Origin of the sequence: Amycolatopsis sp. lyj-108 (assembly GCF_046549005.1) — a bacterium.
GTDB lineage: Bacteria > Actinomycetota > Actinomycetes > Mycobacteriales > Pseudonocardiaceae > Amycolatopsis.
The window spans coordinates 63,478-88,066 of the sequence record NZ_JAJPWQ010000014.1 but is presented as its reverse complement, the minus strand read 5'-3'; the positions used below and the strand labels follow the sequence as shown (position 1 = coordinate 88,066).

24 protein-coding genes and 1 pseudogene are annotated in these 24,589 nt (G+C 67.1%); 8 read left to right on the top strand and 17 right to left on the bottom strand.

Going from position 1 to position 24,589, the window contains the following annotated elements; all coding sequences use genetic code 11:
• Position 1: 1 nt before the first annotated feature.
• The 3 genes from ACLJO0_RS37555 to ACLJO0_RS37545 all read left to right on the top strand — a co-directional run bounded on the left by ACLJO0_RS37555 (position 2) and on the right by ACLJO0_RS37545 (position 1,891).
• Positions 2–406, top strand: a complete 405-nt coding sequence (locus tag ACLJO0_RS37555) for an NUDIX hydrolase (RefSeq protein ID WP_410584131.1) — start codon at positions 2–4, stop codon at positions 404–406.
• A 201-nt stretch (positions 407–607) separates the two neighbouring features.
• Positions 608–1,096: an MmpS family transport accessory protein gene (locus tag ACLJO0_RS37550; protein ID WP_410584129.1), complete on the top strand. Its 489-nt coding sequence runs from the start codon at positions 608–610 to the stop codon at positions 1,094–1,096.
• A 27-nt stretch (positions 1,097–1,123) separates the two neighbouring features.
• Positions 1,124–1,891 (top strand): ABC transporter permease, encoded by a 768-nt coding sequence (locus ACLJO0_RS37545; RefSeq protein ID WP_410584127.1) that lies wholly within the window; start codon positions 1,124–1,126, stop codon positions 1,889–1,891.
• Here the strand turns inward: ACLJO0_RS37545 and ACLJO0_RS37540 are convergent.
• From ACLJO0_RS37540 to ACLJO0_RS37495, 10 genes and pseudogenes are all read right to left on the bottom strand, one after another.
• Complete coding sequence (locus ACLJO0_RS37540) at positions 1,854–2,540, bottom strand: histidine phosphatase family protein (protein ID WP_410584125.1); 687 nt, start codon at positions 2,538–2,540, stop codon at positions 1,854–1,856. The two genes, ACLJO0_RS37545 and ACLJO0_RS37540, sit on opposite strands and share 38 nt — an antisense overlap.
• A gap of 18 nt (positions 2,541–2,558) precedes the next feature.
• A complete protein-coding gene (locus tag ACLJO0_RS37535; protein ID WP_410584513.1) occupies positions 2,559–4,427 on the bottom strand; it encodes a Na+/H+ antiporter in 1,869 nt (622 codons plus the stop codon).
• A 41-nt stretch (positions 4,428–4,468) separates the two neighbouring features.
• Positions 4,469–4,864 (bottom strand): VOC family protein, encoded by a 396-nt coding sequence (locus tag ACLJO0_RS37530; RefSeq protein ID WP_410584123.1) that lies wholly within the window; start codon positions 4,862–4,864, stop codon positions 4,469–4,471.
• Between the two features lie 5 nt (positions 4,865–4,869).
• Positions 4,870–5,274, bottom strand: coding sequence for a helix-turn-helix transcriptional regulator (locus tag ACLJO0_RS37525; RefSeq protein ID WP_410584511.1), 405 nt, complete (start codon positions 5,272–5,274; stop codon positions 4,870–4,872).
• A gap of 118 nt (positions 5,275–5,392) precedes the next feature.
• Positions 5,393–8,485, bottom strand: a complete 3,093-nt coding sequence (locus ACLJO0_RS37520; protein WP_410584121.1) for a glycosyl hydrolase 2 galactose-binding domain-containing protein — start codon at positions 8,483–8,485, stop codon at positions 5,393–5,395.
• Positions 8,486–8,621: 136 nt separating this feature from the next.
• The gene (locus ACLJO0_RS37515; protein WP_410584509.1) at positions 8,622–9,008 is read right to left on the bottom strand and encodes a YchJ family protein; all 387 of its coding nucleotides are present in this window, start codon (positions 9,006–9,008) and stop codon (positions 8,622–8,624) included.
• Between the two features lie 19 nt (positions 9,009–9,027).
• A complete protein-coding gene (locus ACLJO0_RS37510) occupies positions 9,028–9,405 on the bottom strand; it encodes a DUF1801 domain-containing protein (RefSeq protein WP_410584119.1) in 378 nt (125 codons plus the stop codon).
• A gap of 73 nt (positions 9,406–9,478) precedes the next feature.
• Positions 9,479–9,682 (bottom strand): DNA-binding protein, encoded by a 204-nt coding sequence (locus ACLJO0_RS37505; protein ID WP_410584117.1) that lies wholly within the window; start codon positions 9,680–9,682, stop codon positions 9,479–9,481.
• 59 nt (positions 9,683–9,741) lie between these two features.
• Positions 9,742–10,446 (bottom strand): hypothetical protein, encoded by a 705-nt coding sequence (locus tag ACLJO0_RS37500; RefSeq protein ID WP_410584115.1) that lies wholly within the window; start codon positions 10,444–10,446, stop codon positions 9,742–9,744.
• A 235-nt stretch (positions 10,447–10,681) separates the two neighbouring features.
• A pseudogene (locus tag ACLJO0_RS37495) lies at positions 10,682–11,936 on the bottom strand (DUF222 domain-containing protein).
• A gap of 175 nt (positions 11,937–12,111) precedes the next feature.
• Between ACLJO0_RS37495 and ACLJO0_RS37490 the strand changes: the two are divergent.
• Entirely contained in the window at positions 12,112–12,408 is a 297-nt protein-coding gene (locus ACLJO0_RS37490) for an antibiotic biosynthesis monooxygenase family protein (RefSeq protein ID WP_410584113.1), read from the top strand.
• Between the two features lie 81 nt (positions 12,409–12,489).
• Positions 12,490–13,287 carry a DUF1684 domain-containing protein gene (locus tag ACLJO0_RS37485; RefSeq protein WP_410584111.1) on the top strand — a complete coding sequence of 266 codons (798 nt, stop codon included), beginning with the start codon at positions 12,490–12,492 and terminating at the stop codon, positions 13,285–13,287.
• Here ACLJO0_RS37485 and ACLJO0_RS37480 read toward each other — a convergent pair.
• The 6 genes from ACLJO0_RS37480 to ACLJO0_RS37455 form a co-directional block, all read right to left on the bottom strand.
• The gene (locus ACLJO0_RS37480; RefSeq protein ID WP_410584109.1) at positions 13,269–14,264 is read right to left on the bottom strand and encodes a BtrH N-terminal domain-containing protein; all 996 of its coding nucleotides are present in this window, start codon (positions 14,262–14,264) and stop codon (positions 13,269–13,271) included. The two genes, ACLJO0_RS37485 and ACLJO0_RS37480, sit on opposite strands and share 19 nt — an antisense overlap.
• Positions 14,261–15,064: a MerR family transcriptional regulator gene (locus ACLJO0_RS37475; protein ID WP_410584107.1), complete on the bottom strand. Its 804-nt coding sequence runs from the start codon at positions 15,062–15,064 to the stop codon at positions 14,261–14,263. The genes ACLJO0_RS37480 and ACLJO0_RS37475 overlap by 4 nt, the downstream gene beginning before the upstream one ends.
• A 46-nt stretch (positions 15,065–15,110) precedes the next feature.
• Positions 15,111–18,017 (bottom strand): alpha-L-fucosidase, encoded by a 2,907-nt coding sequence (locus tag ACLJO0_RS37470; RefSeq protein WP_410584105.1) that lies wholly within the window; start codon positions 18,015–18,017, stop codon positions 15,111–15,113.
• 158 nt (positions 18,018–18,175) lie between these two features.
• On the bottom strand, positions 18,176–18,862 hold the full coding sequence (locus ACLJO0_RS37465) for a hypothetical protein (RefSeq protein WP_125783142.1): 687 nt from the start codon (positions 18,860–18,862) through the stop codon (positions 18,176–18,178).
• A gap of 37 nt (positions 18,863–18,899) precedes the next feature.
• Positions 18,900–19,625: a HEAT repeat domain-containing protein gene (locus ACLJO0_RS37460; RefSeq protein WP_410584103.1), complete on the bottom strand. Its 726-nt coding sequence runs from the start codon at positions 19,623–19,625 to the stop codon at positions 18,900–18,902.
• Between the two features lie 189 nt (positions 19,626–19,814).
• Positions 19,815–20,300, bottom strand: a complete 486-nt coding sequence (locus ACLJO0_RS37455) for a hypothetical protein (RefSeq protein WP_410584101.1) — start codon at positions 20,298–20,300, stop codon at positions 19,815–19,817.
• Positions 20,301–20,560: 260 nt separating this feature from the next.
• On the opposite strand from ACLJO0_RS37455, the gene ACLJO0_RS37450 reads away from it, so the two are divergent.
• From ACLJO0_RS37450 to ACLJO0_RS37440, 3 genes are all read left to right on the top strand, one after another.
• A complete protein-coding gene (locus ACLJO0_RS37450; RefSeq protein ID WP_410584099.1) occupies positions 20,561–21,718 on the top strand; it encodes a hypothetical protein in 1,158 nt (385 codons plus the stop codon).
• 63 nt (positions 21,719–21,781) lie between these two features.
• Positions 21,782–22,060: a type II toxin-antitoxin system Phd/YefM family antitoxin gene (locus ACLJO0_RS37445; protein WP_410584097.1), complete on the top strand. Its 279-nt coding sequence runs from the start codon at positions 21,782–21,784 to the stop codon at positions 22,058–22,060.
• Between the two features lie 342 nt (positions 22,061–22,402).
• Complete coding sequence (locus tag ACLJO0_RS37440; protein ID WP_410584095.1) at positions 22,403–23,854, top strand: DUF4365 domain-containing protein; 1,452 nt, start codon at positions 22,403–22,405, stop codon at positions 23,852–23,854.
• A 38-nt stretch (positions 23,855–23,892) separates the two neighbouring features.
• Here ACLJO0_RS37440 and ACLJO0_RS37435 read toward each other — a convergent pair whose 3' ends face one another.
• Positions 23,893–24,570, bottom strand: coding sequence for an MBL fold metallo-hydrolase (locus tag ACLJO0_RS37435; protein ID WP_410584093.1), 678 nt, complete (start codon positions 24,568–24,570; stop codon positions 23,893–23,895).
• Positions 24,571–24,589 lie beyond the last annotated feature (19 nt).

Below are 24,589 nucleotides of genomic sequence, written 5' to 3'. Positions count from 1 at the left end.
CGTGTCCGAAGGAGAGATCGATTCACTGGCCTGGATCCACGTCCGCGACCGCCGCCTGCTGTCGGTGCGGACCGAGGGAAAGGTCAAGTTCTACCTGCCAGGAGGCAAACGCGAGCCGGGAGAGGGCGACGTCGCCGGGCTCTGCCGGGAGATCAGGGAGGAGCTCGGAGTCGAGCTCGACCCGCTGAGCTTCCGCTTCTTCGCGGTGCTGAACGAGCAGGCCGACGGCTACGCGGACGGCCGCCGCGTCCGGATGACCTGTTACACCGCCGACCATCGCGGGGAGCCCGCGCCCGGCCGTGAGATCGCGGAGTCCGCCTGGCTGTCCTCCGCCGACGCGCACCGCTGCCCGCCGGCGGGCAGGCGGGTGCTCGGTCTGCTCGCCGACGCGGGTCTCGTCGACTGAGGCCGGATCACTCAAAGTGAGCTGTTCGGCTCACTACGTTTACGCTGATCGCCCCATGACCAGGTACTGTCCACTCACTGGGACACCCAATAGGGTGAATATCGGGTTTCTTCCCGATAACGGCTAACGCGGAGTCACCTTCGAACGAGAAGTAGTCGACGCACTCGACGGGAGTGCGCTCGGACGAGAGAAGACCTCTCCATGGGTGTTCCCACCGTGACCCCTCCGGCATCGGCGCCGGGGCAGGGTGCCCCCGGCAGGCTGAAGCCGCTGGGGACGGTCGTGGTCGTGCTGGGGGTGATGGCCGTCGCCGTCACGCTGACCGGTTATGTGCTGCCGAAGGCCTCGTCGCGGCCGGTGCAGAGCCCGCCCGCGCCGCAGGTCGAACAGGCCGCGGCCGCCGTGCGCACCGTGCTCCACTCGGTCGTCTACGAACTTTCCGGCGCGAAGGGCGCCCAGAACGTCACCTATGTCGCGCAGGGCTCGGAACTCATGCAGAAGACCGAGGTGACGGCGCCGTGGAGCACCACCTTCGAGCGCGAGAGCCAGGAAGGCCGCGACGAGTTCTACAGCGTCTCCGCGCAGGGGTCGGGCAGCGGCGCGCTGCGATGCCGGATCCTCGTCGACGGTGAGGTCGTCAGCGACCGCACCGCCCCCGCCGCGGGCGCTTCGGTGACCTGCACGGCCTGACCCCGGCCCTGCGGCAGGATCATCCGCATGACGGATGGTGCGATCGCGTTCGGCCCGGTGCTCGCCGTGGTCCTGGCCGTGCTGGCGATCTTCGGCGCGGCCGTGGTGCAGTTCGGCCGATTGGGACAGGGCAAGGCGGTGCTGTTCGCGGCCGCGCGCGCCGTCGTGCAGCTCGCCGCCGTGTCGCTGGTGATCGTCGGGATCCTGGAATCGGGCTGGCTGACCGGCGGTTTCGTACTGCTGATGTTCGTGATCGCGGCGGTCACCTCGGCACGCCGGATCGGGGTGGCGAAGGATCTGGCGTGGGTCGCGCTCGCCATCGCCTCCGGTGTGGTGCCGGTGCTGACGCTCGTCCTCGCGACCGGGGTGGTCCCGTGGCGGCCCATCGCGGTCGTGCCGATCGCCGGCATCGTCATCGGCGGCGCGATGTCCGCGACCTCCCAGGCGGCCAGGCGCGCCCTTGACGAACTCGTGTCCCGGCACGGTGAGTACGAAGCCGCGCTGGCACTGGGATTCCTGCGCCGCCCGGCCGCGCTGGAGATCTGCCGCCCCTCGGCGGGGCAGGCGCTGATCCCCGCCCTCGACCAGACCCGGACGGTCGGCCTGGTGACCTTGCCCGGCGCCTACGTCGGTGTCCTCCTCGGTGGCGCCGGGCCGGTGCAGGCCGGGGTGACCCAGGTGCTGGTGCTCATCGGGCTGCTGGCCGCGGAGGCCGTCGCGGTGCTGGTCGTCGTGCACCTCGTCGCGGCGGGCCGGATCAGCCGAAAGGCGACTGAAGATGCGACGTGTCGTTGAACCGCCGCACCATCCAGTCGTCGCCCGAAACCACCAGATGGGAGATCGAGCCGTTGTCCGCGCCGAGGAACGCGAACCGGTTCTTCGCGGCGCTGGCCTGCGCGAAGACCTCGCCGATGACGCCGCCGTGGGTGAACACGGCGATCCTCCGGTCCGGATTGGCCGCCGCGAGCCTGCCGATCGCGCCCCTGATCCGGCCGCCGAACGACTCCATCGTCTCCGCGCCGGGGATGACGTCCCAGCGCTGCTCGCGCCACAGCTGCTCGACGATCGGATGGCCTTCGTGGGTGTAGCGCCGGAAAAGCCCGTTCTCCCAGTCGCCGAGGTGGATCTCCCTCAGGTCGGCTTCGAGTTCCGGCGTGAGCCCGAGTTTCGCGGCCAGCGGCGCGGCGGTCTGCGACGTCCGGCGCAGTGTCGTCACGTACAACGCGGAGATCCGCTCGTCCGCCAGACGGCGGCCCACCCGCTCGGCGTGGTCCCCGCCCTCCGGCGCGAGGTCCGGATCGGCCTGCCCGTCGACGAGGTCGAACGGCGTGCTGCCCTTCGCGGGGGCCGATTCTCCGTGGCGGACAAGAAAGATCTCGGTCGCGCCGGGCGGGGGTGAGAACCGGTGCTGGCGGTATTCGACTTCCTGCTCAGGCGTGCTCATGAGCGCGACGATACCGACTCAGCCCAGCTGTTTGTCCACGAAGCACCAGCGCCAGGTCTCACCGGCTTCGTGGCTGCGCATCACCGGGTGCAGGCTGTCGTGGAAGTGCTCGGTCGCGTGCTTGCCCGGTGAGGAGTCGCAGCAGGCGACGTTCCCGCATTTGACGCATTCGCGCAGATGCACCCAGGTCATCCCCTTCTCGACGCAGACGGCGCATTCGTCAGGAGAGCTGGGTTCTACCGCGGGCCACTCCTTGGTCAGGTGTTTGCAGGATCCCGCCGTCGCGGCGGGGGTGCGCAGTTCGCGATCGGAGTCCGGCACGGCCTCCTCCTCCCTGTCCAGCATGGATTCCTCGATGTCGAGGCGTTCGAGGATCCGGCGCAGGACATCATCATCGGCCATCCCGGAGTCGCGCGCCTCCAGGAACTTCTCCCGTTCGACCTCGAGCAGCCGCAACCGCAGCCGCCGATAGGCGTCGCTCGGGGTTTCGGTCAGCGTGCTCTGCCTGCCGAGCTCTTCCCAAGCCGAGTCCGAGCGGTGCTGGAGACGGCTGCGCAGGCGTTCGACGATGTCTTCCGGGTCTTCGGGAGTCCGGATCCTCTCCAGCTCTTCGAGCGCGGCCCTGGTCATGTCGTGGAGGACGGCCGCCTCCTGCAACGCGTCCTCGGCCGGATCGGGCGGCGGCAGTTTCAGGCGGCGGACCAGCACCGGCAGCGTCGTCCCGTGCAGCAGCAGCGTTCCCGCCACCACGACGAACGCGACCAGTACCAGCACGGCGCGTTGCGGGGTGTCCGCGGGCAGCACGAACGCCGCCGCGAGCGTGACGACCCCGCGCATGCCCGCCCAGGCGATCACGGCCGAGTACCGCCACGGCCAGGCGTGACGGCGTAACAGCCGCCGTGCCAAGCCGATGCCCGCCATCCAGATGATCCGGGTGACGATGGTCGCGGCGAGGGTGGCGGCGCAGATCAGGACCAGTTCCAGCGCGGTCAGCCCGCTGTCGCCGACCTCGGACATGATCCGGCGGACCTGGAGCCCGATCAGCAGGAAGACGATGTTCTCCAGCAGGAACTGGATGGTCTGCCAGTTCAGCCTGCTGGCCAGCCGGGAACTGCCCGAAAGCATGCTCGGCGCCTTGTGCCCGAGGATCAGCCCCGCGACGACCACGGCGATCACGCCGGAACCGTGGATCGCCTCGGCGGCCAGATAGGCGACGAACGGGACCACCAGCGAAAGCGCGGTGTCGGTGACCGGATCTTCGAGCCGGGTGCGGATCAGCGCGGCGAGCGCGCCGACCGCGAACCCGATCGCCAGCCCGCCACCGGCGGCCAGCAGGAAATCCCCGCCGACCTGCAGCAAGCTCACCGAGCCCGCGATGGCCGCGATGGCGGTCCGCAACGCGACCAGCGCGGCCGCGTCGTTGAACAGGCTTTCGCCCTCCAGCAGCCTGGTGAGCTTGCGCGGCATCCCGACCTTGCGGGCGACGGCGGACGCGGCGACCGCGTCGGGCGGTGCGACCACCGCGCCGATCGCGAGCCCGGCGGCCAGCGGCAGACCGGGGATCACCAGCCACGCGACGACGCCGACCGCGGCCGTGGTGAAGATGACGAGCCCCACCGAGAGCAGCAGGATCGGCCCGCGGTTGCGGCGGAAGTCGATCAGCGACGTGCGGATCGCGGTGGCGTACAGCAGCGGGGGCAGCAGCCCCAGCAGCACGACCTCCGGATCCAGTTCGTACTCCGGGACGCCCGGCACGTACGAGGCGACGACCCCGACCGCGATCAGGCACAGGGGCGCCGACCAGTCGAGTTTCCGCGCCGCGGCGGTGACCAGGAGGACGGCCACGACCAGTGCCACGAGTTCTACCGCGATCTCCACGCCGCTCATCATCACCCGGGAGCCTCGGTGCGCGCGCACCGAGGCCGGGCTTACCGCTCCTCGAACCGCACCAGGTTGCCCGCCGGGTCACGGAAAGAGCAGTCGAAGGCGCCGTAGGACTGCTTCATCGGTTCTTGGACGACGTCCGCGCCCGCCGCCTGGACCCGGTCGAAGGTCCCGATCAGATCCGGGGTGGACAGCACGATGATCCCGTGGACGCCCTTGGCCATCAGTTCGGCGATCGTGGCGCGTTCCTCGTCGGTGATCTCCGGGCCGCCGGCCGGGGGATGGAGCACGAGCGAGGTCTCCGGCCGCCCTGGCGGGCCGACCGTGGCCTGGAGCGGGCTTTCGGCACGTACTTCGAAGCCCAGGATGTCGCGATAGAAGGAAAGTGAAGCATCGAGATCGTCCGCGGGGAGGTAGGACGCTCGAATCGAGAGGGTCATGCGACTCAAGGTAGGTCGGCGCGCGGCGGGGTCGCTTCTCGATTCCTGATCGGTCGCATGACCTGTTTGACGACGCAGCCGGGCATGCCGCGGCCGTCCTCCGCCGCCTGTTTGCGGTACGCGCTCGGCGAGCTGCCGACCAGTTCGGAGAACCGCGTGCTGAAGGTGCCCAGCGACGAGAAACCGACGTCGAAGCAGACCTCGGTGACCGACATGTCCCCGCGCCGCAGCAGCATCATGGCCCGCTCGATCCGGCGGGTCATCAGGTAGCTGTAGGGCGATTCGCCGTACGCGGCCCGGAATTCGCGGCTCAGGTGCCCGGCGGAGACGTGCACGCCGCGGGCCAGCGCCTCGACGTCCAAGGGCTGCGCGTAGTCGCGATCGATCCGGTCGCGGACGCGGCGCAGCATCGCGAGGTCCCGCAGGCGCGGGTCGGGTTTGCCGGTCACCCGGAAAGCGTAACCCACGCGAGTACGGGAAAGGCCCCCTTCGCCAGGCGGCGAAGGGGGCCTCAGGCGACTCCCCGGGCTAGAGGGTGATCTTGTCGACGTTGGGACCGCCGTTCGCCGTGGTGGCGACCGCCCTGATCTTGTTCACACCCGCCGCCAGTGTCACCTTGACGGTTCTGGTCGTCCAGTTCGGCCAGGCCCCGGTGCCGCCGAAGCCGACACCGGACGCGCTGATCGTGCCGTTGACCGAGAAGTCGAGCGGCCGGTTCGCCGTGGTGCCGTTGGCGTACCGGACGACGACGTCGTAGGTGCCGGCCGCCGGGGCGTTGACGGTCCACTCGACCGAGCTGCCCGCGACGTTGTCGTAGTTGACGAACCCGGTGCCGGTGAACCCGGCGTGGTTGGACTCCACCGCGCCCTGGGCGATCGAGGCGTCCTCGGCCTGGTAGTCGACCGGGTTGCCGGGTCCGGAGCCGTCGGCCGGAACGGTCTGCGTGCCGGTGTTCCAGCCCGAGACCCGCACCGAAGGCTTGGAGCCCTTGAGGTCGGCGGTGCGGTACTTCGCGGTCAGCGTGGTCGTTTCACCCGGCCACAGGCTCACCGCGTTGTCGTTCCACTCCACCGGGAGCACCGGCTTGCCCGCGGCGTCCACGACCTTCGAGTCGACGTAGAACGCCGGGAGCTTGCCGCCCGAGGTGTTCTTCAGCGTCACGGTGGTCGTGGTGGTGCCGTCGGCACCGGCGACCGACTTCGCCGTCGCGCTGACCGCGGATTGCCCGAGGTTCTTCAGCCCGGACAGATCGGCGTAGCCCGACTGGGGCGTGTAGTACCAGTCGCTGCCGGCCCAGTTCAGCGTGTCGGCCTTGGTGGAGAGCCAGTACACGTTCCGGCTGACCTCCTTGCCGGAGGAGTCGGTGAGCACCAGCTTCGCCAGGTAGGTCGTCGAAAGCCCGCTCACCGCCGGGACGGTGACCGCGGTGGCCTTGGCGCCCAGCGCGCCGACCGACAGGCCGGTCTTGGTGTTGCTGTACTTCTCGGTGCCGTCGAGGTTGTACAGCTTCGTGGTCGCCGTCAGCCCGCTCGCCGCGTTCGACGTCTGGTTGATCACCACGACCGAGCGATTGTCGTGCGAGTACTGGATGTGCAGCGGCTCGTTGGCCTTCTTCGCCCCGTAGTAGGCGCCGTTCTGGTCCATGTAGGCGTCGAACAGCTGCCAGTGCAGCGAAGTCCACGGGCTGTTGAGCATCCAGTAGATCAACCCGGTCGACGGGTTGGTCGAGTCGGTGTAGTTGCGCGAGTGCGACTCGAACTCCGCGCGGACGTTCTCGTACTGGGCGAGCTGCGCCTTCCGCACGAAGTCGTCCAGGTCGGCCGGCGCGCCGTAGCGCTTGGTGAGCGCGTTGGCGAACAGCTTCAGATTCGCGAACGTCGTCGACGAAGAACGGTGGTACTGAGGTGCCGACGGGTCCTTCCACATCGTTTCCAGCTCGCTCGCCGACATCATCCGCTTCAACGTGTCCATCGTCGGGATGTCGACGCCGGCGCTGGTCTCCGAGTTGAAGTTCCATGCGCCGCCGCGGTCCTTCTGCGATTTGTCGTACCAGTAGACCGGCGGCACGTAGTCGTACGGGCCGTTCATCTTCATGCCGGAAGCGCCCGTGATCGGGGACGGTCGCTTCGACGCCGACGGGATCACGGGAAGCTGGAAGTCGGCGGCCTTCATCGCGTCGAGGTAGCCCTGCTCGATCCGCCTGTCCGGCGCGAAGTCGCTGCCGATGTGGAACGAGATGACGCTCGGGTGGTCACGCAGGCGCTCGGCCTCCGAGAACATCGAAGCCTTGGCGATCGGGTAGTCCGACTCGACCCACGGCTCGCCCTTCTCCTCGCCGTTGACGTGCCCTTCCCATTTGTCGCAGCATTCCCAGCCGGGCATGGTCAGCACGCCGAGGTCGTCGGCGATGTCGAAGAACTCGTCCGGCTCGATGTGACCTTCCAGCCGGACCGTGTTGAGCCCGAGGTTCAGCACGTACTTGAGCTTGTCGGCCGCCGCGGTCTCGCTCCAGCGCAGGAAGAGGTCCGGGGTGTAACCGCCGCCGCGGATCAGCAACGGTTTGCCGTTGACGCTGTACTGCCGTCCGCCGCTGGAGTTCAGCGGCGCCTTGACATCACGGACGCCGAACTTCGACTTGGAGGTGTCCGACGGCGTGCCGCCGACACTCGCGGTCAGGTCGAGCTCGTACCGGTGCTGGCCGCCCATCCCGGCGGGCCACCAGAGATTCGGCTTGTCGAGGCCGACCAGGCCGAAGGTGACCGTCTTGCGTTCCTTGGCGGCCAGCGAGACCGTCTGGGTGATCGGCTTGCCCGCGACCGTGCCGGCGACGGTGGCCTGCACCGCGTTCGCCGAGTCGTTGCGTACGTCGGCCTTCACCGTGAGGTCGGCGTGGTCGAGCGAGGAGTTCAGCTTCTGGACCACGTGCGCGCTGCGCAGCGCGACCGGGCCGCTGCGCCGGACGAGGACGTCCCGCACGATGCCCATGTTCTGGTCCGGCGGGGTCTGCGCCCAGTCGATCCAGCCCATGGAGAGATCGTTGTTGGGATCGTTGGGGTAGACCTTGAACGCGACGCTGTTGACGCCCTGGCGCACGTGCGCGGTGATGTCCAGGTCGTGGCGGGTGTAGGCGCCGTTGACCTGGTCCTTCGTCGCGATCTTGGTGCCGTTGACCCAGACATCGGCCTTGGAGAGCACGCCGCTGAAGTCGAGGTAGGTGCGAGATGAGGTGTCCTCGACGTTCAGATCCGTGCGGTACCACCACGGCACGGCGAACTGCGCGGCCGGGACGTTCTTCATGTTCGTCGAGTAGAACGGGTCGGCGTACTTGCCGTTCTGCAGCAATCCGGCGTAGACCGTCGAGCGCGACGACACCGGGTACCAGCCGGTGGCAGGGAAGCCCGGCTTCGAGACCGCCGAGTCGTCGCTGACCTGTGCCGAGGACTGGATCACGTAGCCGGGGATCGGGGTGGCGTTGCCCGCGGCGGCGCCGACGGACAGCGGCACGGCCACCTCCGCGCCGGTGGCGGCGGGAGCGGTGGTCACCCCGCAGACCGCGGCGGCCAGCGCGGTGACGGTCAAAGCCAGTAACGGGATCCGTGTTCTCTTCTGCCGAAAACTCACGAGCGCGCCTCCTTGGGCACACGGCGGCGGACCTGGGCGGAAATCGTTAAGAAAGTTCCCTAACAATATTGGGGGAGATAGTAGCCGCCACTCCGCGCCGGGAACAGACCCTTGCACCGGGTTCGTCAGCGCTTCCTCAGCTGACGGGCGCCACGTAGATCCACTGTCCGTCGATGCGGACGAAGCGGCTGTCCTCGTGCATGCTGCCGGGACGGCGATCCTGCCGGTAGTGGGCCCGGAACTCCACGGTGCCCTCGTTCTCCAGTAGTCCGCCGCCGGTCTTGCCGAGGATCTCCAGGAATGTCCAGCGCTGTCCCGGATCGAGCTCGAGGTCGTCGGGCCGGGTCTTCGGATGCCAGGTCTTCGTGAGATACGCGGTGTCGCCGACGGCGAACGCGCTGAACCGCGACCGCATCAGGAGTTCGGCGGTCGGCGCGGTCGCGGCTCCCCGGTGGAAGCGGCCGCAGCAAACGCCGTATGGCTCGCCAAGACCGCACGGGCAGCGGGATCCGTCGGTGATCACAGGCACGCCGCCGATTGTGTCATCGCGCCGTCGCGGTGACTTCGAGGTCTCGCGCCTGCTTGAGCCAGCCGGCGAACAGGTCGGCGTCGATATCCTCGACGGAGCGCAGCTTGACGTGCGCCATCTCCCGCGCGCTCGCCTCCAGTCTGCCGGACCCGTCGTCGATGAGCTGTCCCTTCCAGAGGGCGAAGGTGACGTACGACGAGTACGCCTTCATCAGGCAGACGAGGTTCTTGCCGACGGCTTCGCCCGCGCTCCAGGTCGGGGAGGCGTGGTACATCGCCTCGACGGAACCCGGCAGGGCGGCGTTGACGATCGGGCGCAGTGTGGTGGCGACTTCCCGCAGGTTCTCGGGCAGAGCGGCGATGTAGTCGTCGACGTTCGCGAACTTGGCCATGACTGGATCTCCTTCGGTCGGTGTGCCGCGTTCAGCTAACCGGCCGATGGTTCAAGTTGTCAAGACAAAAAAATTATTCGGTGGGTTTGTATGTCTGACCTCGCGTTTCCAGGGCTTCGCGGATGATGCGGAGCGCTTTGGGGCCGACGCCGTGCAGGCTCGCGAGCTCGGCCTCGGTGGCGCGCGTGAAGTCCTCCAGGCGCGTGTAACCGGCGCCGGTGAAGGCCCGCGTCGCCGGTTTGCCGATGCCGGGCGGCAGGTCGCTCTGGTCGTCCATGGGTCCTCTTCGGTCAGTGGCTGTCGTGGTCGCCTCCATTGTGGACCGCTGATGCGGGGTCAAGGCGCGGGAACCTGGACGGCGACTTCGACAGCGGTCTCCAGCGTCGCCTCACTCGGCCGACCGGCCTCGGAAGCGGACTCGGCGATCACGCCCAGCTTCCTGGCCAGAAGGGAGTCGTAGTTCTTGCCGGTGAAGCGGCTACCGTGCCGCACCTCGCCGAAAAGCGCGACGTTGCCGGTGTCGTCCCTGTCGACGAGCCTTCTCAGATCGCTCGCCTCGCTCGCCACCGGCATCTTCACCCACGCGACGGACACGATGATGGTGTTGCCGGCACGATCGAGATCGACGCAAGGGTGGCGCAGGAAGAAACGCTGGACCTCACCGAAGGAATGCGGTCCGCATTTCAGTTCCCGTTTCGCGGTTTTCTTGAGCTGACGCCGGCCCAGGCGCTGCCAAGCTTCGGAGTGACGGCCTTTTTGCGCGGACTTCTTGCTGGAGCCCTTGCCTTTGAGGGCCTGGCTCGCGGCGGAATCCAGGGAGGCGGCTGTGCCTCCGCCTATTCCGTTGGTGGTTGCCGCGACCACACCCGCGGTGGCCGGCGCGCCCGCACCGTACTTGTATTTGATCCAGCGACCGTCCGGGCCACGTGGTTGATTCACCATGACGTACTCCGTCCCCTCCCAAGTCCGGAACGGCCGATCTTGCTCCGGGTTTTGCGGAGGAATCGAGAACTCTTGCGCTAATACGCCCGAACGGCGCAATCGGTCTTCGGGTTTCCGCCGGTACCGAACAGTTCTCAGAGGTGATAAAGGGTTCACCGTGACCAGGTACCTGGGCGCAAGGAAGGGGCCTGCATGTACTTCGGCCCGCTGGGATCGGCAGGTAGTGAGGGCCTCCTTCGCTACCCTCAGGGTAGGCAAGGAGGCCTTCACAGAGCATCGAGGTGCGGGCATGCCGAAGGGCCCGTCGCCGGTGTGGCTGGCGGGCTCCTCGGGTTCAGCGGTGATGCAGGGTGTTGCGGCGAGGTTGTCGGAGCGGATCTCGGTACTGGGGCGGGATGAACTCCGGTAACCCATCACCCGCCATCCGGACCTGCCAATCACCGTGGTGGATCAACCGGTGATGGAAACCGCACAGCAGCACCAGATTCCGGAGATCCGTAGGGCCTCCGTCTGCCCAGTGATGAATGTGGTGTGCGTGACAATGCTTCGGCCGCCGATGACACCCAGGGGAACGCACAGCCGCCATCACGGATGTTCAACGCACGCCGCTGACCGGGAGTGACGAACCGTCGCAACCGCCCCACATCCAGCGGCTCACCGGCGGCGCTCATCACGACCGGCAGCATCAGGCAGTCGCAGGCCGCCAGCCGGGCCTCGCGGGCGGTCATCGTCCCGACAAAGTCGAGGCACGCGGTCCCGAGACCGGATTGCAGTGCGTCGAGTCCGACGGTGACATGCAGCAGAGTGCGGTAGCCGCTGGTGCCGGGTTGGTCGGGGCAGGCGATCGCCAGGTCGAGGATGTCGACCCAGGCATCACCCATGCGTTCGCATGCCATCCGCAGATCCGCCTGGCCGAACTCGTCGACCGGCCGCGGTTGCGCGTAGGCCTCCAGAGCAGCCGCGGTGCGGGCACCGGTTTCGTCGTCGAGGAGGCCGATGAGTTTCCAGTAGCCGTCTTTGCGGCGCTCCAGGGTGATCTCGCGGCGCGGTTGAGCGGGTTCGGGATCCTTCGGTTCGTTGCCGTCGGGGTCGAGCCAGGCGAGCAGGTTCGCTTCGGCGTCGGCGAGCTGCCGGGGACCCGCGTCGCGGGCGAGGGTGGCGAGGATCTTCTCCGCACTCGCCCGGTCCTCAACAGAGGTGTCGGCGGGGAGCTTCTTCAAGATGTCCAGGATCTGGTCGATCCGTTCATCCCCGACCAGCCCCTCGGCAGCGACAGCAGCCGTAGCGGGCGCGACAGCCGGAACCTCCGTGCCGTCCAACGCGCGGGTCGGGTTCAGGGCGATGGCCCGGTTCACCACCGCACCCGCCTCACCGACCGACAACCCCGCTACATCAGCGAACCAGTTCGCCGTACGGCCATACCCGTACAAGTCTTTGACACCACGAGACTCGACCTCCGCCAAGAACCGCCCCAAACCGGCAGTGGCCATCCTGATCACCTGCAACGACTGCTGCACACCATGAGCAAGCTCCAGCTTGCCGGCACGCCACAACTCCTGCGGCAACTCAGGAAGGAAAGTCTCGGACACCCCACAAGAATACCGCAAACAATCGAACACGCGTTCGTAATTTTAAGCGACAATGAAATTGAACGAACAACACTGAAGGGTGATAGCGCCGATAATGAGCCCACGTCTGCGTCACCGAATCGACCCCGCAGACGTCCCGAGTGGCCGACAACGGCGGTCACCTAGCATCGGCCTCATGACGACAGTGGAACTGACCCGCTTCAAGGTCCCGGCCGGCCGCGCGGACGAACTACTCCAGGCCCGCCCCGCGATGCTCGCCGACTTCCGGGCCGACCGGGAAGGGTTCCTCGATGCCCAGCTGATCCGGGTCGACGACGAGACATGGCTCGACGTCGTGTGGTGGCGTTCCTCCGAGGATTTCGCCGCGTCGCGGGAGAAGGGGGCGAATCTGCCGGGGATCAAGGCCTTCTTCGCGCCGATCGCAGAGCTGGTCTCGGCCGAGGAGGGCACTACCGGCGACTATCACGCCTAGCCCACATGCCGGGACGGGAAATATCGTCGCCGTCGAGCCGTTGACCTGGGAGAACGAGCAAGGTTACGGAAGGGATCGGCGATGAGCACAAGCCTGGACACGTTCACGCGGGACTGGCAGGGCTGGAAGACCGAGCGCGAGCGCGATCTCGCCGACCCGCTCGGCTGGCTCGCTCTGGTCTCGCTCGACTGGCTCGAGGACAAGCCGCGCGCGTATGAGGGGCTGCCCGGCGTGTGGTGGCAGGACGCCGACGCGGCGTACCTCGATCCGCAGGGCGCGGATCTCTCGCACGACGGCGAACGGGTCACCGGAGTTCGTCGCTTCGAACTGGTCAACAGTGGTGCGACCACCCGGGTCGTCGCCGGTGACATCGAGATCGAGGTGGCGCGTCGCGGCGGGTACCTGATCCGGACGCATGACCCGAAGGCACCGGTGCTGAACGCTTTCCGTGGTGTCCCGGCGTACGAGCCCGACGCGGCTTGGGTGCTGTCCGGGACCTTCGAGCCCTTCGACGAGCCGCGGCCGACCACGGTCGGAGCGGTCGTCGAAGGGCTCAGCCACGTCTACGTCTCGCCGGGCATCGTGCGTTTCGAGCACGACGGCGTGGAGCACACGCTCACCGCGTTCAATGGCAAGAAGGACGGCCTGCTCATCCTGTTCACCGACGCCACGAGCGGCGTCACCACTTACGCGGCGAACCGGTCGCTCGCGGTGCCGCCGCCCGCCGAGGACGGAACCGTCGTCCTCGACTTCACCCGCGCGACGAATCTGCCGTGCGCGTTCACCGACTTCGCCACCTGCCCGTTGCCGCCGGCGGGCAACGATCTGCCGTTCGCGGTGGAAGCGGGGGAGAAACTGCCTTACGAGCGCCCACGCTGAACCGTCGCGAGCGCCGTCATCGCCTCCTGTTCGCGCTGAGCCAGCTCGGACAGGACGGCGGACGCGTCGGCCAGGTGCCGGGCGTCGCCGGTTTCCCCTGCCCGGGTGAACAAGTGCGCGACCTCGGTCCACAGTGGAGTGATCTCGCGGTACTTCTCATACGCGGTCCGGAGACCGGCGTCGTCGACGAAGGCTGTGCATTCTTCGAGGAAGTCGCGGTAGATCCGGCGGAAGAGCGCGCCGCCGGTGCCCGCGCGTTCCATCAGGACGGCGGCCTGCGGCAGGTCGCGTGCCGGATCGCCGCTGCGGTCCAGCCACTTCCGCACCTGGACGGCGGCTTTGCCGATCCCGTGGTACCCGAGGTTCGCGATGGGCGGGGCGAGGAACTCCGCCGCGTTGGCCCGCACAGCATCCCGGATGACGCCCGAAAGCGGCTTAAGAGGCTCGTCGGCGCGAAGAGCGAACGAGCGGTTCTTCGCCGTCATGGGGCCTTTCTCCCCGCGGGCGCGTTCCAAGCTCTCCAGTGAAGTCGATTCGGAGCCACCCTGCTGGGCCGTGTCGACAAGGAAGGCGTTTTCCTCGTCGTAGCCGTATAAAGCGGCGAAGTGCCCGCCGAAGTGGACTTTCGACGTGAAGTACTCCAGGTGGTAAGAGTCGAGTTGCAGCCCGACCGGCGCACCCGAGTCGATCTCCTCGGCCACGTTCCGCCACGCCGTGCGTGCCGACGTCGTTTCCTTGACCCGCAAGGTCAAGCCGAGACGGTCGGTCAGCCTTCGGGTGATCTCGAAGGGTTTGCTGCGCCCTCCGAGGAAAGGGAACGGCAGATTCTTCCCGTCCCAGTAGATGAAGCCGAGGCCTTCGCCGAGTCCGAACAGCATCGGTTCGGACAGTTCGACCCCGGCGTGCCGCAGGAGGACGTCGAGCGTGCTGGTCTCGCAGTGCTCTCCGCCCGCGGTGTCGATGCCGTCGAGGATCACGAGGTCACCGGCCAGGCGATCTCGGTGCGGTAGGACTCGGGTGCGACCGACGGCCCGGGCGCCACGAGGTACAGCTCCTCGGCGGGCCCGGCCGGGGCGAGGTCGCGTTCGGCGATCCAGCGACCGAGTGATCGGTACGCGGTCTCGACGTCGTCGTAATCACCCTCGTGGATCGTCGCGACGAGCAGGCCTCCGGGAAGCTCGCCCGCGCCGATCTCGCCGTCATCCCGCGCCGGCCCGTTCACCGGGACGAACAGTTCGACGGTCAACTCATCGGGATCATCGGTGAGGTACCGGGTCCCGGGCGGGCCGGACGGCATGACTCCTTGCGCGGCGAGCGCCGCGAACAGCCGCCCGTACGCGGGGCCGATCAGTTCGGCCAGGCCGCTCAGCGGCGTCCGGATCGACAGGCGGGCGATCGGCTGCGGCGTGCGCACGCGTTCGTAGACATGCAGCCACCGTATCGGTTCGGCGAGCACGGAGTCGAGCCTGCCGCTGATCGCCGCGAGTTCCGCGGCCCGCGCCGCCACCCGGTCGTGATGCCGTTTGATCGCGGCCTTCACCTCGTCCGGCGTACCCGCGTCGAGGATCTCGGCGATCTCGGCCAGCGGAACCTCCAGCTCCCGCAGCCGCCGGATCAGGCTCGCGCGGGCGAACTGGTCGAGCGAATACCGGCGGTACCCGGTGCCGGGGTCGATCTCCGCGGGCACCAGCAGCCCGATCCGGTCGTAGTTCCGCAGCGCGCGGACCGACAGCCTCGTGGCGTGCGCGAACACGCCGATCGGCATCAAGGTCGTCATGGGACCAGCCTGAACCCTCTCCCGGGGAGAGGGTCAAGCCGGTACCTCACCCCAGTGACAGCCGATCGAGATCCGGGGCGGACGCGTGGTCGTTGTGCAGCTTGATCGTGTTCGCCCCCGCTCGCAGCTCGACCGGCACCGACGTCGTGAGCCGGGTGTTGTTGCCCGCGCCGTCGACCTTCACTTCGATCGGCGTGCCGCCGTTGACCGTGACGAAGTACGAGCGCGGCCCGTTGACGGTGAAGTCGATGTACAGGGTGTAGCGCCTGGTCTCGGGCACGATGACGTCGTCGAACCGCACGGACGAGTCCGGATCGCCGCCGATGTTACGGACCTTCTGCCCGCCCGAGCACACCCCGCAGTTCGTGACGCCCGCGTCACCGACGTCGTTCGCCGAGTCTTCGGCCTCCCGCATGAAGACCCGATCCGCGGGTCGTGGGCTCACCCGCACCGGCTTGCTCACCGTTTTCGCCCGTCCGAGCAGGTCGAACGACGCGGTGACCGGGATGTCGGCCGCGGTGACGCCTTCGGGGGAGGCCAGGGTCCAGGAGGCTTCGAGCTCGTCTCCGACCCGCATGGACGCCGCCGCGGCCGGAGCACCTTGAAGGGTCCAGCCCGCCGGGACGACCGGCGCCATGGTGACCTTCCCGATCGTGTCGTCGGCGTCCAGCCGCAGTTTCGCGGTCACGCGCAGGGACTGCCGTCCCGGTGAAAGCCATTGGACACCACCGGGTTCGACGGTCAGGGTCGTCTTCGGCGTGTAGGACGGCGGAGGCAGGGGAGCGACCGCGATCCGGTCGAGGCCCGGCCCCGAGGGGGCGTTGCTGAAGACCTTGACGGTGTTGGCGCCGGCCTTCAGTGCGACGGGGATCGCCGTTGAGGTCACGACTCCCGGTGTGCCGGCGTCGATCGCGGTCTCGATGGGAGCACCGCCGTTGACGCTCACCACCGCCGAAGTGGCGGGACCACCTGTGGTGTCGAGCTGGAGCCGGTAGTCGCCGTCTTCCGCGACCGTCACGCCCGGATAGGTGACCGAGTTGCGTGCGCCGCCACCGAGTCCGGTGACCTGGAACGATCCGGAGCAGGACGAACACCGGCCGAGGCGGGCGCGGCCGTCGTGGTCGTTGCGGAAGGACTCGGCCTCCAGCGGAACCTGCGCGCCCAAGACCGAATTCGGGTAGCCGTAGGCCACCTTGATCTCGTCGATCGCCAATTGCCGGTAGAAGGGTTTCGCCTGCGGCCCGGACCAGGTGTTCAGTACCTCGAGTTTGATGAACCGGGTCTGCCGTTCGCCGAAGTCGATGAACTGCACACCGCGGGCGCTCGGCATCGCGCCGGTGCGGACCGGCTTGCCCCAGTTCCGCCCGTCGTCGCTGACGTAGACGCGATAGTCCTTGATCCGCGACGAATCCTCCGGCCTGCCGAACGATTCGCGCGCGTGCGTCGGCGACATCTCGCGCTGATTCACCGCGAGGTAGGTCGCCGACCGCCGCTTGCCGAGGTCCAAGGTCAGCGAGACCGGCTGCTTGCCGTCGGCGTCCCAGTAGTTCTCGAAGTTCCCGTCGACGAGATTCGACGCCGGATGTCCGGCGCGTGAAGACGAAGCGGTCGCCTTGATCGTGCCGGAGTCGTGGAAGTACCGCTGCCCGGCCGTCTCCACCTTGAACACCGTGTCGTAGGTGTCCCAGTCCTTGATGTCCACAATGGTCAGATAGCCGCCGGATTGACTGAAGCGCAGAGGTTTTCCGGTGCGTACGTCGGACACCCCGGTCACCTTGTAGCCATTGTCGCGCAAGCGGAGCAGGTCGGTGCTCGGCCGGGTGACCACGTGGAGGTACTGCGTGCGGGCGCCGGGCTCGACGGTGATGACACCGTGCGCGCCGTCGTTCCAGAACCCGGGCTGCATGCCGCCGTACATGTACCCGCCACCCTCTTTGCCCTGCAGGGAGGACTTGATCGGCGGCACCCAGCTCGCCATGAAGTTGTTGTACGCCTCCTGCCGCGGCGGGAACTTCCCGTTCACCATCGGGGTTTCGGCCATCAAGGACTTCATCGACGAACCCGCGTTGGCGATGTAGCGCCCGGTGGACAGCCGGAAGTCGACGGCCTGATCGGTGCCGTCGTACCACCAGGCGCCGTTGGTCGGCAGTTTGTAGTCGGCTTCGGTGAGCCGTGGCATCGGGGTGAACGCCGCCTGCGGGTAGTCGTACGGCGGGGTGATGCCGGTCTTCTGCTCGTTGCTGACCGTGTCCATGATCGGGGTGTCCTCGTTGTTGTTGCTCAGCAACCAGGACGGCCGCTTCTCCCGGATCTGTTCGTAGAGCTTGTTCTTCTCCCAGTAGTCGTTGTCGTTGTCGATCCAGAACCCGGAGAGGTCCGCGTAACGGTCCATGACCTCGTGGAAGAGGTCGTAGCTGTATTCGCCGAAGCCGGGACGGGTGGTCAGGTCGACCTGCTTGCCCTTGTAGGCGGAGTACGCGGCGGAATCCAGCGACTCGACACCGGTTTCCTTGTGCCACTGGGGATCGTCGGTCATGTAGAGGATCGTCCGGACACCCTTGGCGTTGCCGGCCTTGACGAGTTCGCCGAGGAGGTCGCGTCGTGTGGCGCAGCTGCCGGGGATCGCCGACGGCCACGGCCGCGCGTAGCCCAGCCTGCTGTGGAAGGTGGCGAGCACGATGTAGGAGGCGCCGAGCTTGCGGGCCTCGTCCACCCAGTAGTCCGCGCTCCAGCCGCCGTCGGTGACGGCGCGTTCCCAAGCGGCGCAGTCGGTCTGGCGTGGCGCGGTGAACATGCCCCAGTGGAGGAAGAGTCCCGCGGTGGCCTCGCGCAGCCACTGCTGGCGGGGATGGTGCACCTCCGCGCTCGCCGCCGTCGTGGTGAGCAGGCCCGCCACCAGGGCGAGGACAACGGCGAGCCAGGCGGTGCGGTGCGCTCGAACTCTCATGACCATCCGCTCTCATCCAGGGCGTGGTAACCGAGAGATCCGATGATTGCGCCAGATATGCCGGTGGTCAAGCCCCATTGAGTGGGACGCAGTCCAAGTCATCGGAGGTATCGCATGACCAGGCCCTCTCGTCTGCAGTACGAGAGGGCCTTGCCGGTCGTGCTTCAGATGTTGAAGCCGGGGTGGGTCGCGAAGGCGTTGTCGATCACGAGATTCCCGCGCTGGCGGGCCCGTTCACGCAGTGCCGACGTCGTGCGGGCGCCCTGGGCGTAGAACCACCACAGGTAGAGCGCGCCGTACATCCAAGCGCCCTCGTAACCCCAGGTGGAGTCGGCGCCGCTCTTGCCGGCGCCGAACACCGAACCCGCCGGGAAGTTCGCGTTGTGCGGCTTCCCGCCCTGGTGCCGAGATTCGTGGATCAGCGTCTCGGCCCGGCCGGGAACGTCCTTGGAGTACCAGAAACCCAGGTACACCTCGATCCGGTCGTCGACGAACGCCCCGCTGAACGAGCGCGCGATGGCACTGCCGTCGCCGCACAGCGAACGGAGGTCGTCGCAGTTGTCGCGGACGTAGCGGCGCGCCCAGTTCAGCATCGCCCCGGAATAGGCGTCGTTCGCGTAGTCCTGTGCCGAATAGGTCAGCAGGTAGCACGCGTTGAACGTCCGGGCGAGCGGCTTGTCGGTGTTGCACGCGTCTTCCCAGCCGAAGCCGTCGTCCCAGTAGTCCTTGTTGCCGGCGAAGCCGTAGGTGTTCCAGAAATAGTCGATGTAGGTCTGATTGCAGATCGAGGCGCCGTAGAAATTGTCCCCGGTCACGTTCTTGTCCGGCACGGTGTAACTGCAAGTGGCCATCGGAGATCACCTGTCCGTAGAAGGAATTCGTTCTGATTCAGGAGCGCGGGGGCTCCGGCGGTGGCACGTCGTCGGTCCGCGAGTCCTTCACGTACCGTCCGCCGACCGCCTGCGGGACACCGCGGACGTCGACCCGCCGGATGTTCAGCAACCGCTCGTCCTCGGTGCCGCTGAGCGCCTCGCGCACCCGGGCGGTGAGGTCGGTGTCACCGGTCTCGGCGATGGCCTGGACCGCCGCGCGCCGTACCGTGAACACCTCGTGCCGGACCTGCCGCAGCAGCAGCTCCTTGGCCGCGTCGTCGCCGGCGGATGCCAGCCGTGCCAACGCTTCCACAGCGGTGGTGCGGATGATCACCTCTTCGCCGACGGTGCTGATCCCGTGTGCCGGGTCGTCGGAACGCTCCGGCGGGATCGGCTGGCGCAGCACGTTTTCCAGCGCCGGGACGGCGGCCGGGTGCCGCACGTCGGTGAGCAACTGGACCAGGCCCCAGCGCTCCAGGTACTGCTCCTCCGACAGGGCGTCGTACTGCGCGCCGAGCGCGGGGACGACGTCGTCCGCCCGCTCGCGAAGCCTGTCGAGGCTGCGCTGGTAATTGCGTTCGGCGTCCTCGCCGGACGCGGCCATGGTTTCGGCGGCCTGGGTGACCAGTTCGCCGATTTCGCTGTTCGAGAAGCTTCCCAGGCCCGAACTGCCCGGGCCCGCTTCGAGATTGTCGCCACCCGAACCCAAGGACGGGGTATCGGGATTGCGTGGGGTCGGCATGAGGTTCTCCTTCGCAGCGGCGTTGATGCTGACGGAAGGAAGGAACGCGATACCGGACGCCAGATACCTGATTTTCCGAAAATCGCCCGTTGGGGCGGTCCGGGTTTTTCACCGCGGGAATCCGAAAAGGACTTTGATCACCGGAAAGCACGCGACCGGCGAAAAGTATTCACGGATTCCCGCCCGTGATCAATGGCGGACGTCGATGACGACCCGGTTCGGCGACGTCAAGGTGAACACCGTGACCGGTGTCCTCGACCGGACGCCGAGACCGATCGACAAGGTGCCTTCGTAGTCGCCGGTGACCGCGACCGCCATGACGTTGCGCAGGGCGCGGGTCCGGAACTTCTGCGGGCCGGGATAGGTCGGATTACCGGCGTCGTCGTGCGCGGCCGCCGGAGTCGCGGTGACCGCGACGAAGTATTCCCCGGTCAGCCAGACGATTTCGCCCGATCCGTCGGCGATCAACTCGTCGACGAGGTCGTACCGGACGGCGGGAGCCGGACCCGAGGTCAGGTCGAGCACGACCCGGTCGAACCCGGGGTTCTGGCCGGTGCGGATGTTCGTCATCGTGGGAATCTGTTGTGCCGCCGCGGAAACCGGTGTGACCGCGGCGAGGGCGCCGGCCAACATCAGTGCGGTGGCGGCGAGTGCGCGTCGTAGGGTGATGGTCATGGCGATGACCTCCTGACGGAGAGTTGATTCCTTGAAGACGTCCGGACGCGGAGGAGGTTGTATTCATCGCGTCATCGTTACTGATCGCCGAATTCGCGTCGAACGATCTCGAAGTCGGCGGGAAAATGGTTTTTAACGTGCCCTGCGCCAGCGACTCTTTGTCAGGATCGTCGTGACCATTGTCGAACTCGTCCGAGTGGTGTACTAGTACACCGTAGGGCGAGGCTCTCCGGGTGTCGCCACTGCTCGTGGAGGGCGTCGTGACGATCCAGTTGGCCGGCGAGCGCGTTTCCTGTTCCGCCGCGGCTGTCGAAGCCGCGTTGCGCTGGCTCGCGGTCCGCAAGGACGGCGGGCCGCTGAGGTTCCTGCACCACGCGATCGAAGACCCGGGCGGTGAATCGGCCACCGTGCTCGGTTGCCTGATCCGGCCGACCGCGTCGATGATGAGGGCGACCCCGGAGACGCGGGCGCTCGCGGTCTGGGGATTGCTCCTGGACGAGATCGGCCGGATCGGAGCGGCCATCCGGTGTGACACTTTGAGCGCCGCGTTCCGGCTCGGCGGGGTGGAGTGGCGGTCGACCCTCGACGATCGTTTCAGGCAGTTGAGGAACTTGCCGGGCGGGTTCGAAGTACCGCCGCCGACCACGACGACGCCGATGCACAGAACCTGGCGGCGTGTGGTGAGCGACAAGCTTTCCCCTGTCCTGTCGGGAAAGCTGGCGGCACTCGCGGGTGATGGTGAAGCCTGGCGGCCCTATGTGGAAATCGCCAGGGCCTCGTTTTCGGAGCCTCGTGCGTCCGGCGGCCGGCCGTCTTCGAACGACACACAACCCGTTTTCGTGGAACGTCAGCTGATAGCCGTGGAAATGCGGCGCCGGACTGTACATCGCCGGCTGACCGTGAGGAACGTCGTCGCTTGCGAGAACGGCGTCGACGGTTACACGGCGCGGGCCCTGACCGGATGGGACGGCGATCTGGCATCCATTCCCGTCAAAGCGATCTTCGGTTGCCGTGTCGAGACTTGGCCGGGGGAGCCGGACGTCGTAGACCTGCGCTTCCCGCAACCGCTACGCGAGGGCGATCGTCACGAGTTCATTTCCCTCGCCTGCGATGACGACCTCGACGCCGAGCGGCATTGGGTCAACGTCGAAGTCGACCATCACGGAATCGCGCCGCGTGTGGTCGACGGCGAAGGCAAGGTGACCGGGGGCTTGAGCATCAGTGTCATCTTCGACGACTGCGTCCCCGAGGCCTGCTGGTGGTACGCGGAACAGACCGACTGCGAGCGCGTGGTCCGGCCGCCCGCCGGTGATCGGCATCTGCTGGAGATCAGGCGAGGCGTCGTCGAACACACCTTCGTGGAGCCGTGTCGTCCGCGAGGGGAGTACGGGATCGCCTTTCACTGGCCGCGGCCGTGAAGGTCGCCAGCGGCTGATGGACGGCGTAGCTCGTTGGGGCTACATGTGGCTACGCTGGGTTTCGTGAAGGTGATCACGCAGCGGGAGTTACGCAACAATTCTGCTGCCGTCATGGACCCAGTCGAGGCGGGCGAGACGTACCACGTCACACGCAACGGCGTCGAGGTCGCCGAGGTGCGGCCCATATCGCGCAGGCGTCGCTTTACCGTTGCGGAATTGGTGGAGCGACACCGAAGGTCGCCTCAAGTGGACGTCGGCCGGATGCACGAGGAAGCCGACGAATTCTTCGGTACCGAGGACCGTGTCGGCGCCGATTATCCGTGGAACCAAAGCCGTGGCTGACCGTCGTGAAACGGGTGTGCTCGACACCTGCACTTACTCGGAACTCACTGATCTAATGATCGCCGCTATCGTGTCTTCGCTGGAGTTGCCGCTCTACACCGAAGCGCGGACGACTTCAAGGGGCTGGACATGATCGAGGTCATCGCCGTCTGAGCGGCTTCGGTCACTTGTTGGTCCGGTCGCCTATGGGCGTTTCAGCTTATCCGCGACCTGATGCGTGCGGGCGGGGCCGCGGCGTCTTGATCTGTTGTCAGCGAGCAAATGGTCTCCACAATCTTGGGCCGAGTAATGGATCCCAACCTGGTCGAGCGAGTACTGAAATGAGCCACTGGCTACTATCCTGTGACTGCGCCCAACCAGTCGCGGACCAACTTCCCGGCTTCCGTACGCCATGATTCGGGGGGGCCATTGCCTAAGGTGCCTGACGCTCGCAGACCCAGCCGTGCGGCGGTCAACGCTCTGCGGACGCTTCTGGAGCGGCACAATCACATCGTTCAGGAGGTGGACGGTCAGAACGACTTCGGCGAGGACCAACACGTCACGTTCACCGAGGACGGTGAGGTCACCGGCGACCTGGTCAAGATCCAGGTTAAAGGTGGCCGTTCGTGGCGCAGGGCCGACTGGTATGCCGTGCCGATCGGTGACCACGGTGGCACCTGGGCCGACGGCAACATCCCGGTGCTCTGCGTTGTGCACGACCCGGACACTGATGGCCTCTACTGGGCCAATGCCACCAAGCAACTGCTGGCGGCGCGGCGTAAAGGCGAGGTGCTCAAGACGATCACCATCAGCTCGGATCAGAAGTTGGACGACGAATCCATTGCGAACTTCGTCGCCGAGGTCAGACGCTACCTGAGCCGCTATCGGGGCAACCGGATAATCCAGGCAAAGTTAGGTGAGATGGCAGGCGTCGAATTCGGTCCATCGGACATCGTGCAGCACTATGTGAACGTGTACGGCGAGGATCTGATCTTCTGGCAGCGCAGGGGTGAGGGATTCGCGACCTTGCTCCACAGCGACCTCGACTGGTACCCGGAGCACATTGGCCCTGAGCATTTCCACCCTAACGGTCGACCAGGCCTGCTTCCCGGCATGTCCGTAGTGGCAGACACGATATTGGACACGGCCGAAGCACAGTGGCTGGCGGCCTGCTTCGACGCGGCTCAGTGGGCTCGCAAACCGGCCGCCGACGATCCACCGCTTCACACCAACTTCGACGCACGTGACAACTACGTGGCCAGGCGAGTTGAACGCCGTCTTCGGATTGAACCCGACGTCTTGACCCGGTCGATCCAGGAGTTCCGCGCCGAAACCACAGCCGACCACGATTTGATTGCTATCGCCAAGGAGTTGGAGTCGGATGCCGAAGCGTATGCCGAGGCACTCTCGAAACCGTGGCGCGAAATGTCGGAAAAGGCGCGTCGTATCGTCACGTTCTACCTGGTCAAAGAGGTGTGCGTGGGTTCACCTGCGCTGCCGGTCGACGAGCAGTTCCGGATCGTTTGGCGATGCCCGCGGCCGACTGCGGAATACGGTTTCGGCGCGCGGGTCGGACAACCGAGTACTCGCAGGTCGGCGAACCGGGAGTTGGTATCGGCCTTCAAGCTCAGGCCGGGCGACAGGATTTACTGGCTGAGCCGGTACGGGAACGAACGCGGCCGGAGCGTGTCAGCCGTCTGGGACTCCGAGGACACGCCCGGAGCCGTCTGCGTGCTTTTCGATCAACTGACGCTGGGCGACACCTTCTGGCCGGGGGAGTTGTTCGTCCGAAAGGTGCCCACCAAGCCGCGCTGATGTCGGAGCCAGCAGCCCCATTCGGGAACGCTTTCGGATCACCAGCCGCGTTCGCGCCACTCCACCAGATGCCCGCGCTGCTCACCCAGCGTCGAGTCGTCCCCGTGTCCCGGGTAGAACCACGTCTCGTCCGGCAGTTCACCGAAGATCCGCGACTCGACGTCGTCGATCAACGACTTGAAGTCCTCCGGCGAGTTCGTCTTGCCGACGCCGCCTGGGAACAGCGAGTCGCCGGTGAACAGGTGCGGGTGCCCGGCCGGGTCGCGGTACAGCAGCGCGATGGAGCCGGGGGTGTGGCCGCGCAGGTGGATCACCTCGAGGGTGACCTGCCCGACCTTGACCGTGTCGCCGTGTTCGACGAGGAAGTCCGGCGGGATCGGCAGCGGTTCGGCGTCCAGCGGGTGGGCGGCGGTGTTCGCGCCGTTCGCGCCGGCGACGGCGCCGAGGGCCTGCCAGTGGTCCTGGTGCTGGTGGGTGGTCACGACGGTCTTCAGCGCGGGCCGGTCGGGGCCGTGGCCGATGAGGTCGGAGATCCGTTCCGGGTCGTTCGCGGCGTCGATCAGCAGCGCCTCGTTCTCGGCGCGGCAGACGAGCAGATACGCGTTGTTGTCCATCGGGCCGACCGACAGCTTCGTGATGGTGAGCGCGTCCAGGGTGCGGCGGGCGGCGTCGCCGCCGGGGTCGACATGCCCGGTGTAGGTCTCGACGATGTTCACACCGCACACGGTAGTCGTT

What these genes read in the sequence shown, in the direction of transcription:
- ACLJO0_RS37470 (WP_410584105.1), bottom strand. Translation starts at nt 18,017, where the DNA reads ATGGTCATGAGAGTTCGAGCGCACCGCACCGCCTGGCTCGCCGTTGTC.
- ACLJO0_RS37460 (WP_410584103.1), bottom strand. Translation starts at nt 19,625, where the DNA reads ATGCCGACCCCACGCAATCCCGATACCCCGTCCTTGGGTTCGGGTGGC.
- ACLJO0_RS37455 (WP_410584101.1), bottom strand. Translation starts at nt 20,300, where the DNA reads ATGACCATCACCCTACGACGCGCACTCGCCGCCACCGCACTGATGTTG.
- ACLJO0_RS37525 (WP_410584511.1), bottom strand. Translation starts at nt 5,274, where the DNA reads ATGCTGCGCCGCGTCCGCGACCGGATCGATCGCGACTACGCGCAGCCC.
- ACLJO0_RS37530 (WP_410584123.1), bottom strand. Translation starts at nt 4,864, where the DNA reads ATGACCCTCTCGATTCGAGCGTCCTACCTCCCCGCGGACGATCTCGAT.
- ACLJO0_RS37545 (WP_410584127.1), top strand. Translation starts at nt 1,124, where the DNA reads ATGACGGATGGTGCGATCGCGTTCGGCCCGGTGCTCGCCGTGGTCCTG.
- ACLJO0_RS37505 (WP_410584117.1), bottom strand. Translation starts at nt 9,682, where the DNA reads ATGGACGACCAGAGCGACCTGCCGCCCGGCATCGGCAAACCGGCGACG.
- ACLJO0_RS37510 (WP_410584119.1), bottom strand. Translation starts at nt 9,405, where the DNA reads ATGGCCAAGTTCGCGAACGTCGACGACTACATCGCCGCTCTGCCCGAG.
- ACLJO0_RS37550 (WP_410584129.1), top strand. Translation starts at nt 608, where the DNA reads ATGGGTGTTCCCACCGTGACCCCTCCGGCATCGGCGCCGGGGCAGGGT.
- ACLJO0_RS37475 (WP_410584107.1), bottom strand. Translation starts at nt 15,064, where the DNA reads ATGACGACCTTGATGCCGATCGGCGTGTTCGCGCACGCCACGAGGCTG.
- ACLJO0_RS37535 (WP_410584513.1), bottom strand. Translation starts at nt 4,427, where the DNA reads ATGAGCGGCGTGGAGATCGCGGTAGAACTCGTGGCACTGGTCGTGGCC.
- ACLJO0_RS37485 (WP_410584111.1), top strand. Translation starts at nt 12,490, where the DNA reads ATGAGCACAAGCCTGGACACGTTCACGCGGGACTGGCAGGGCTGGAAG.
- ACLJO0_RS37490 (WP_410584113.1), top strand. Translation starts at nt 12,112, where the DNA reads ATGACGACAGTGGAACTGACCCGCTTCAAGGTCCCGGCCGGCCGCGCG.
- ACLJO0_RS37540 (WP_410584125.1), bottom strand. Translation starts at nt 2,540, where the DNA reads ATGAGCACGCCTGAGCAGGAAGTCGAATACCGCCAGCACCGGTTCTCA.
- ACLJO0_RS37465 (WP_125783142.1), bottom strand. Translation starts at nt 18,862, where the DNA reads ATGGCCACTTGCAGTTACACCGTGCCGGACAAGAACGTGACCGGGGAC.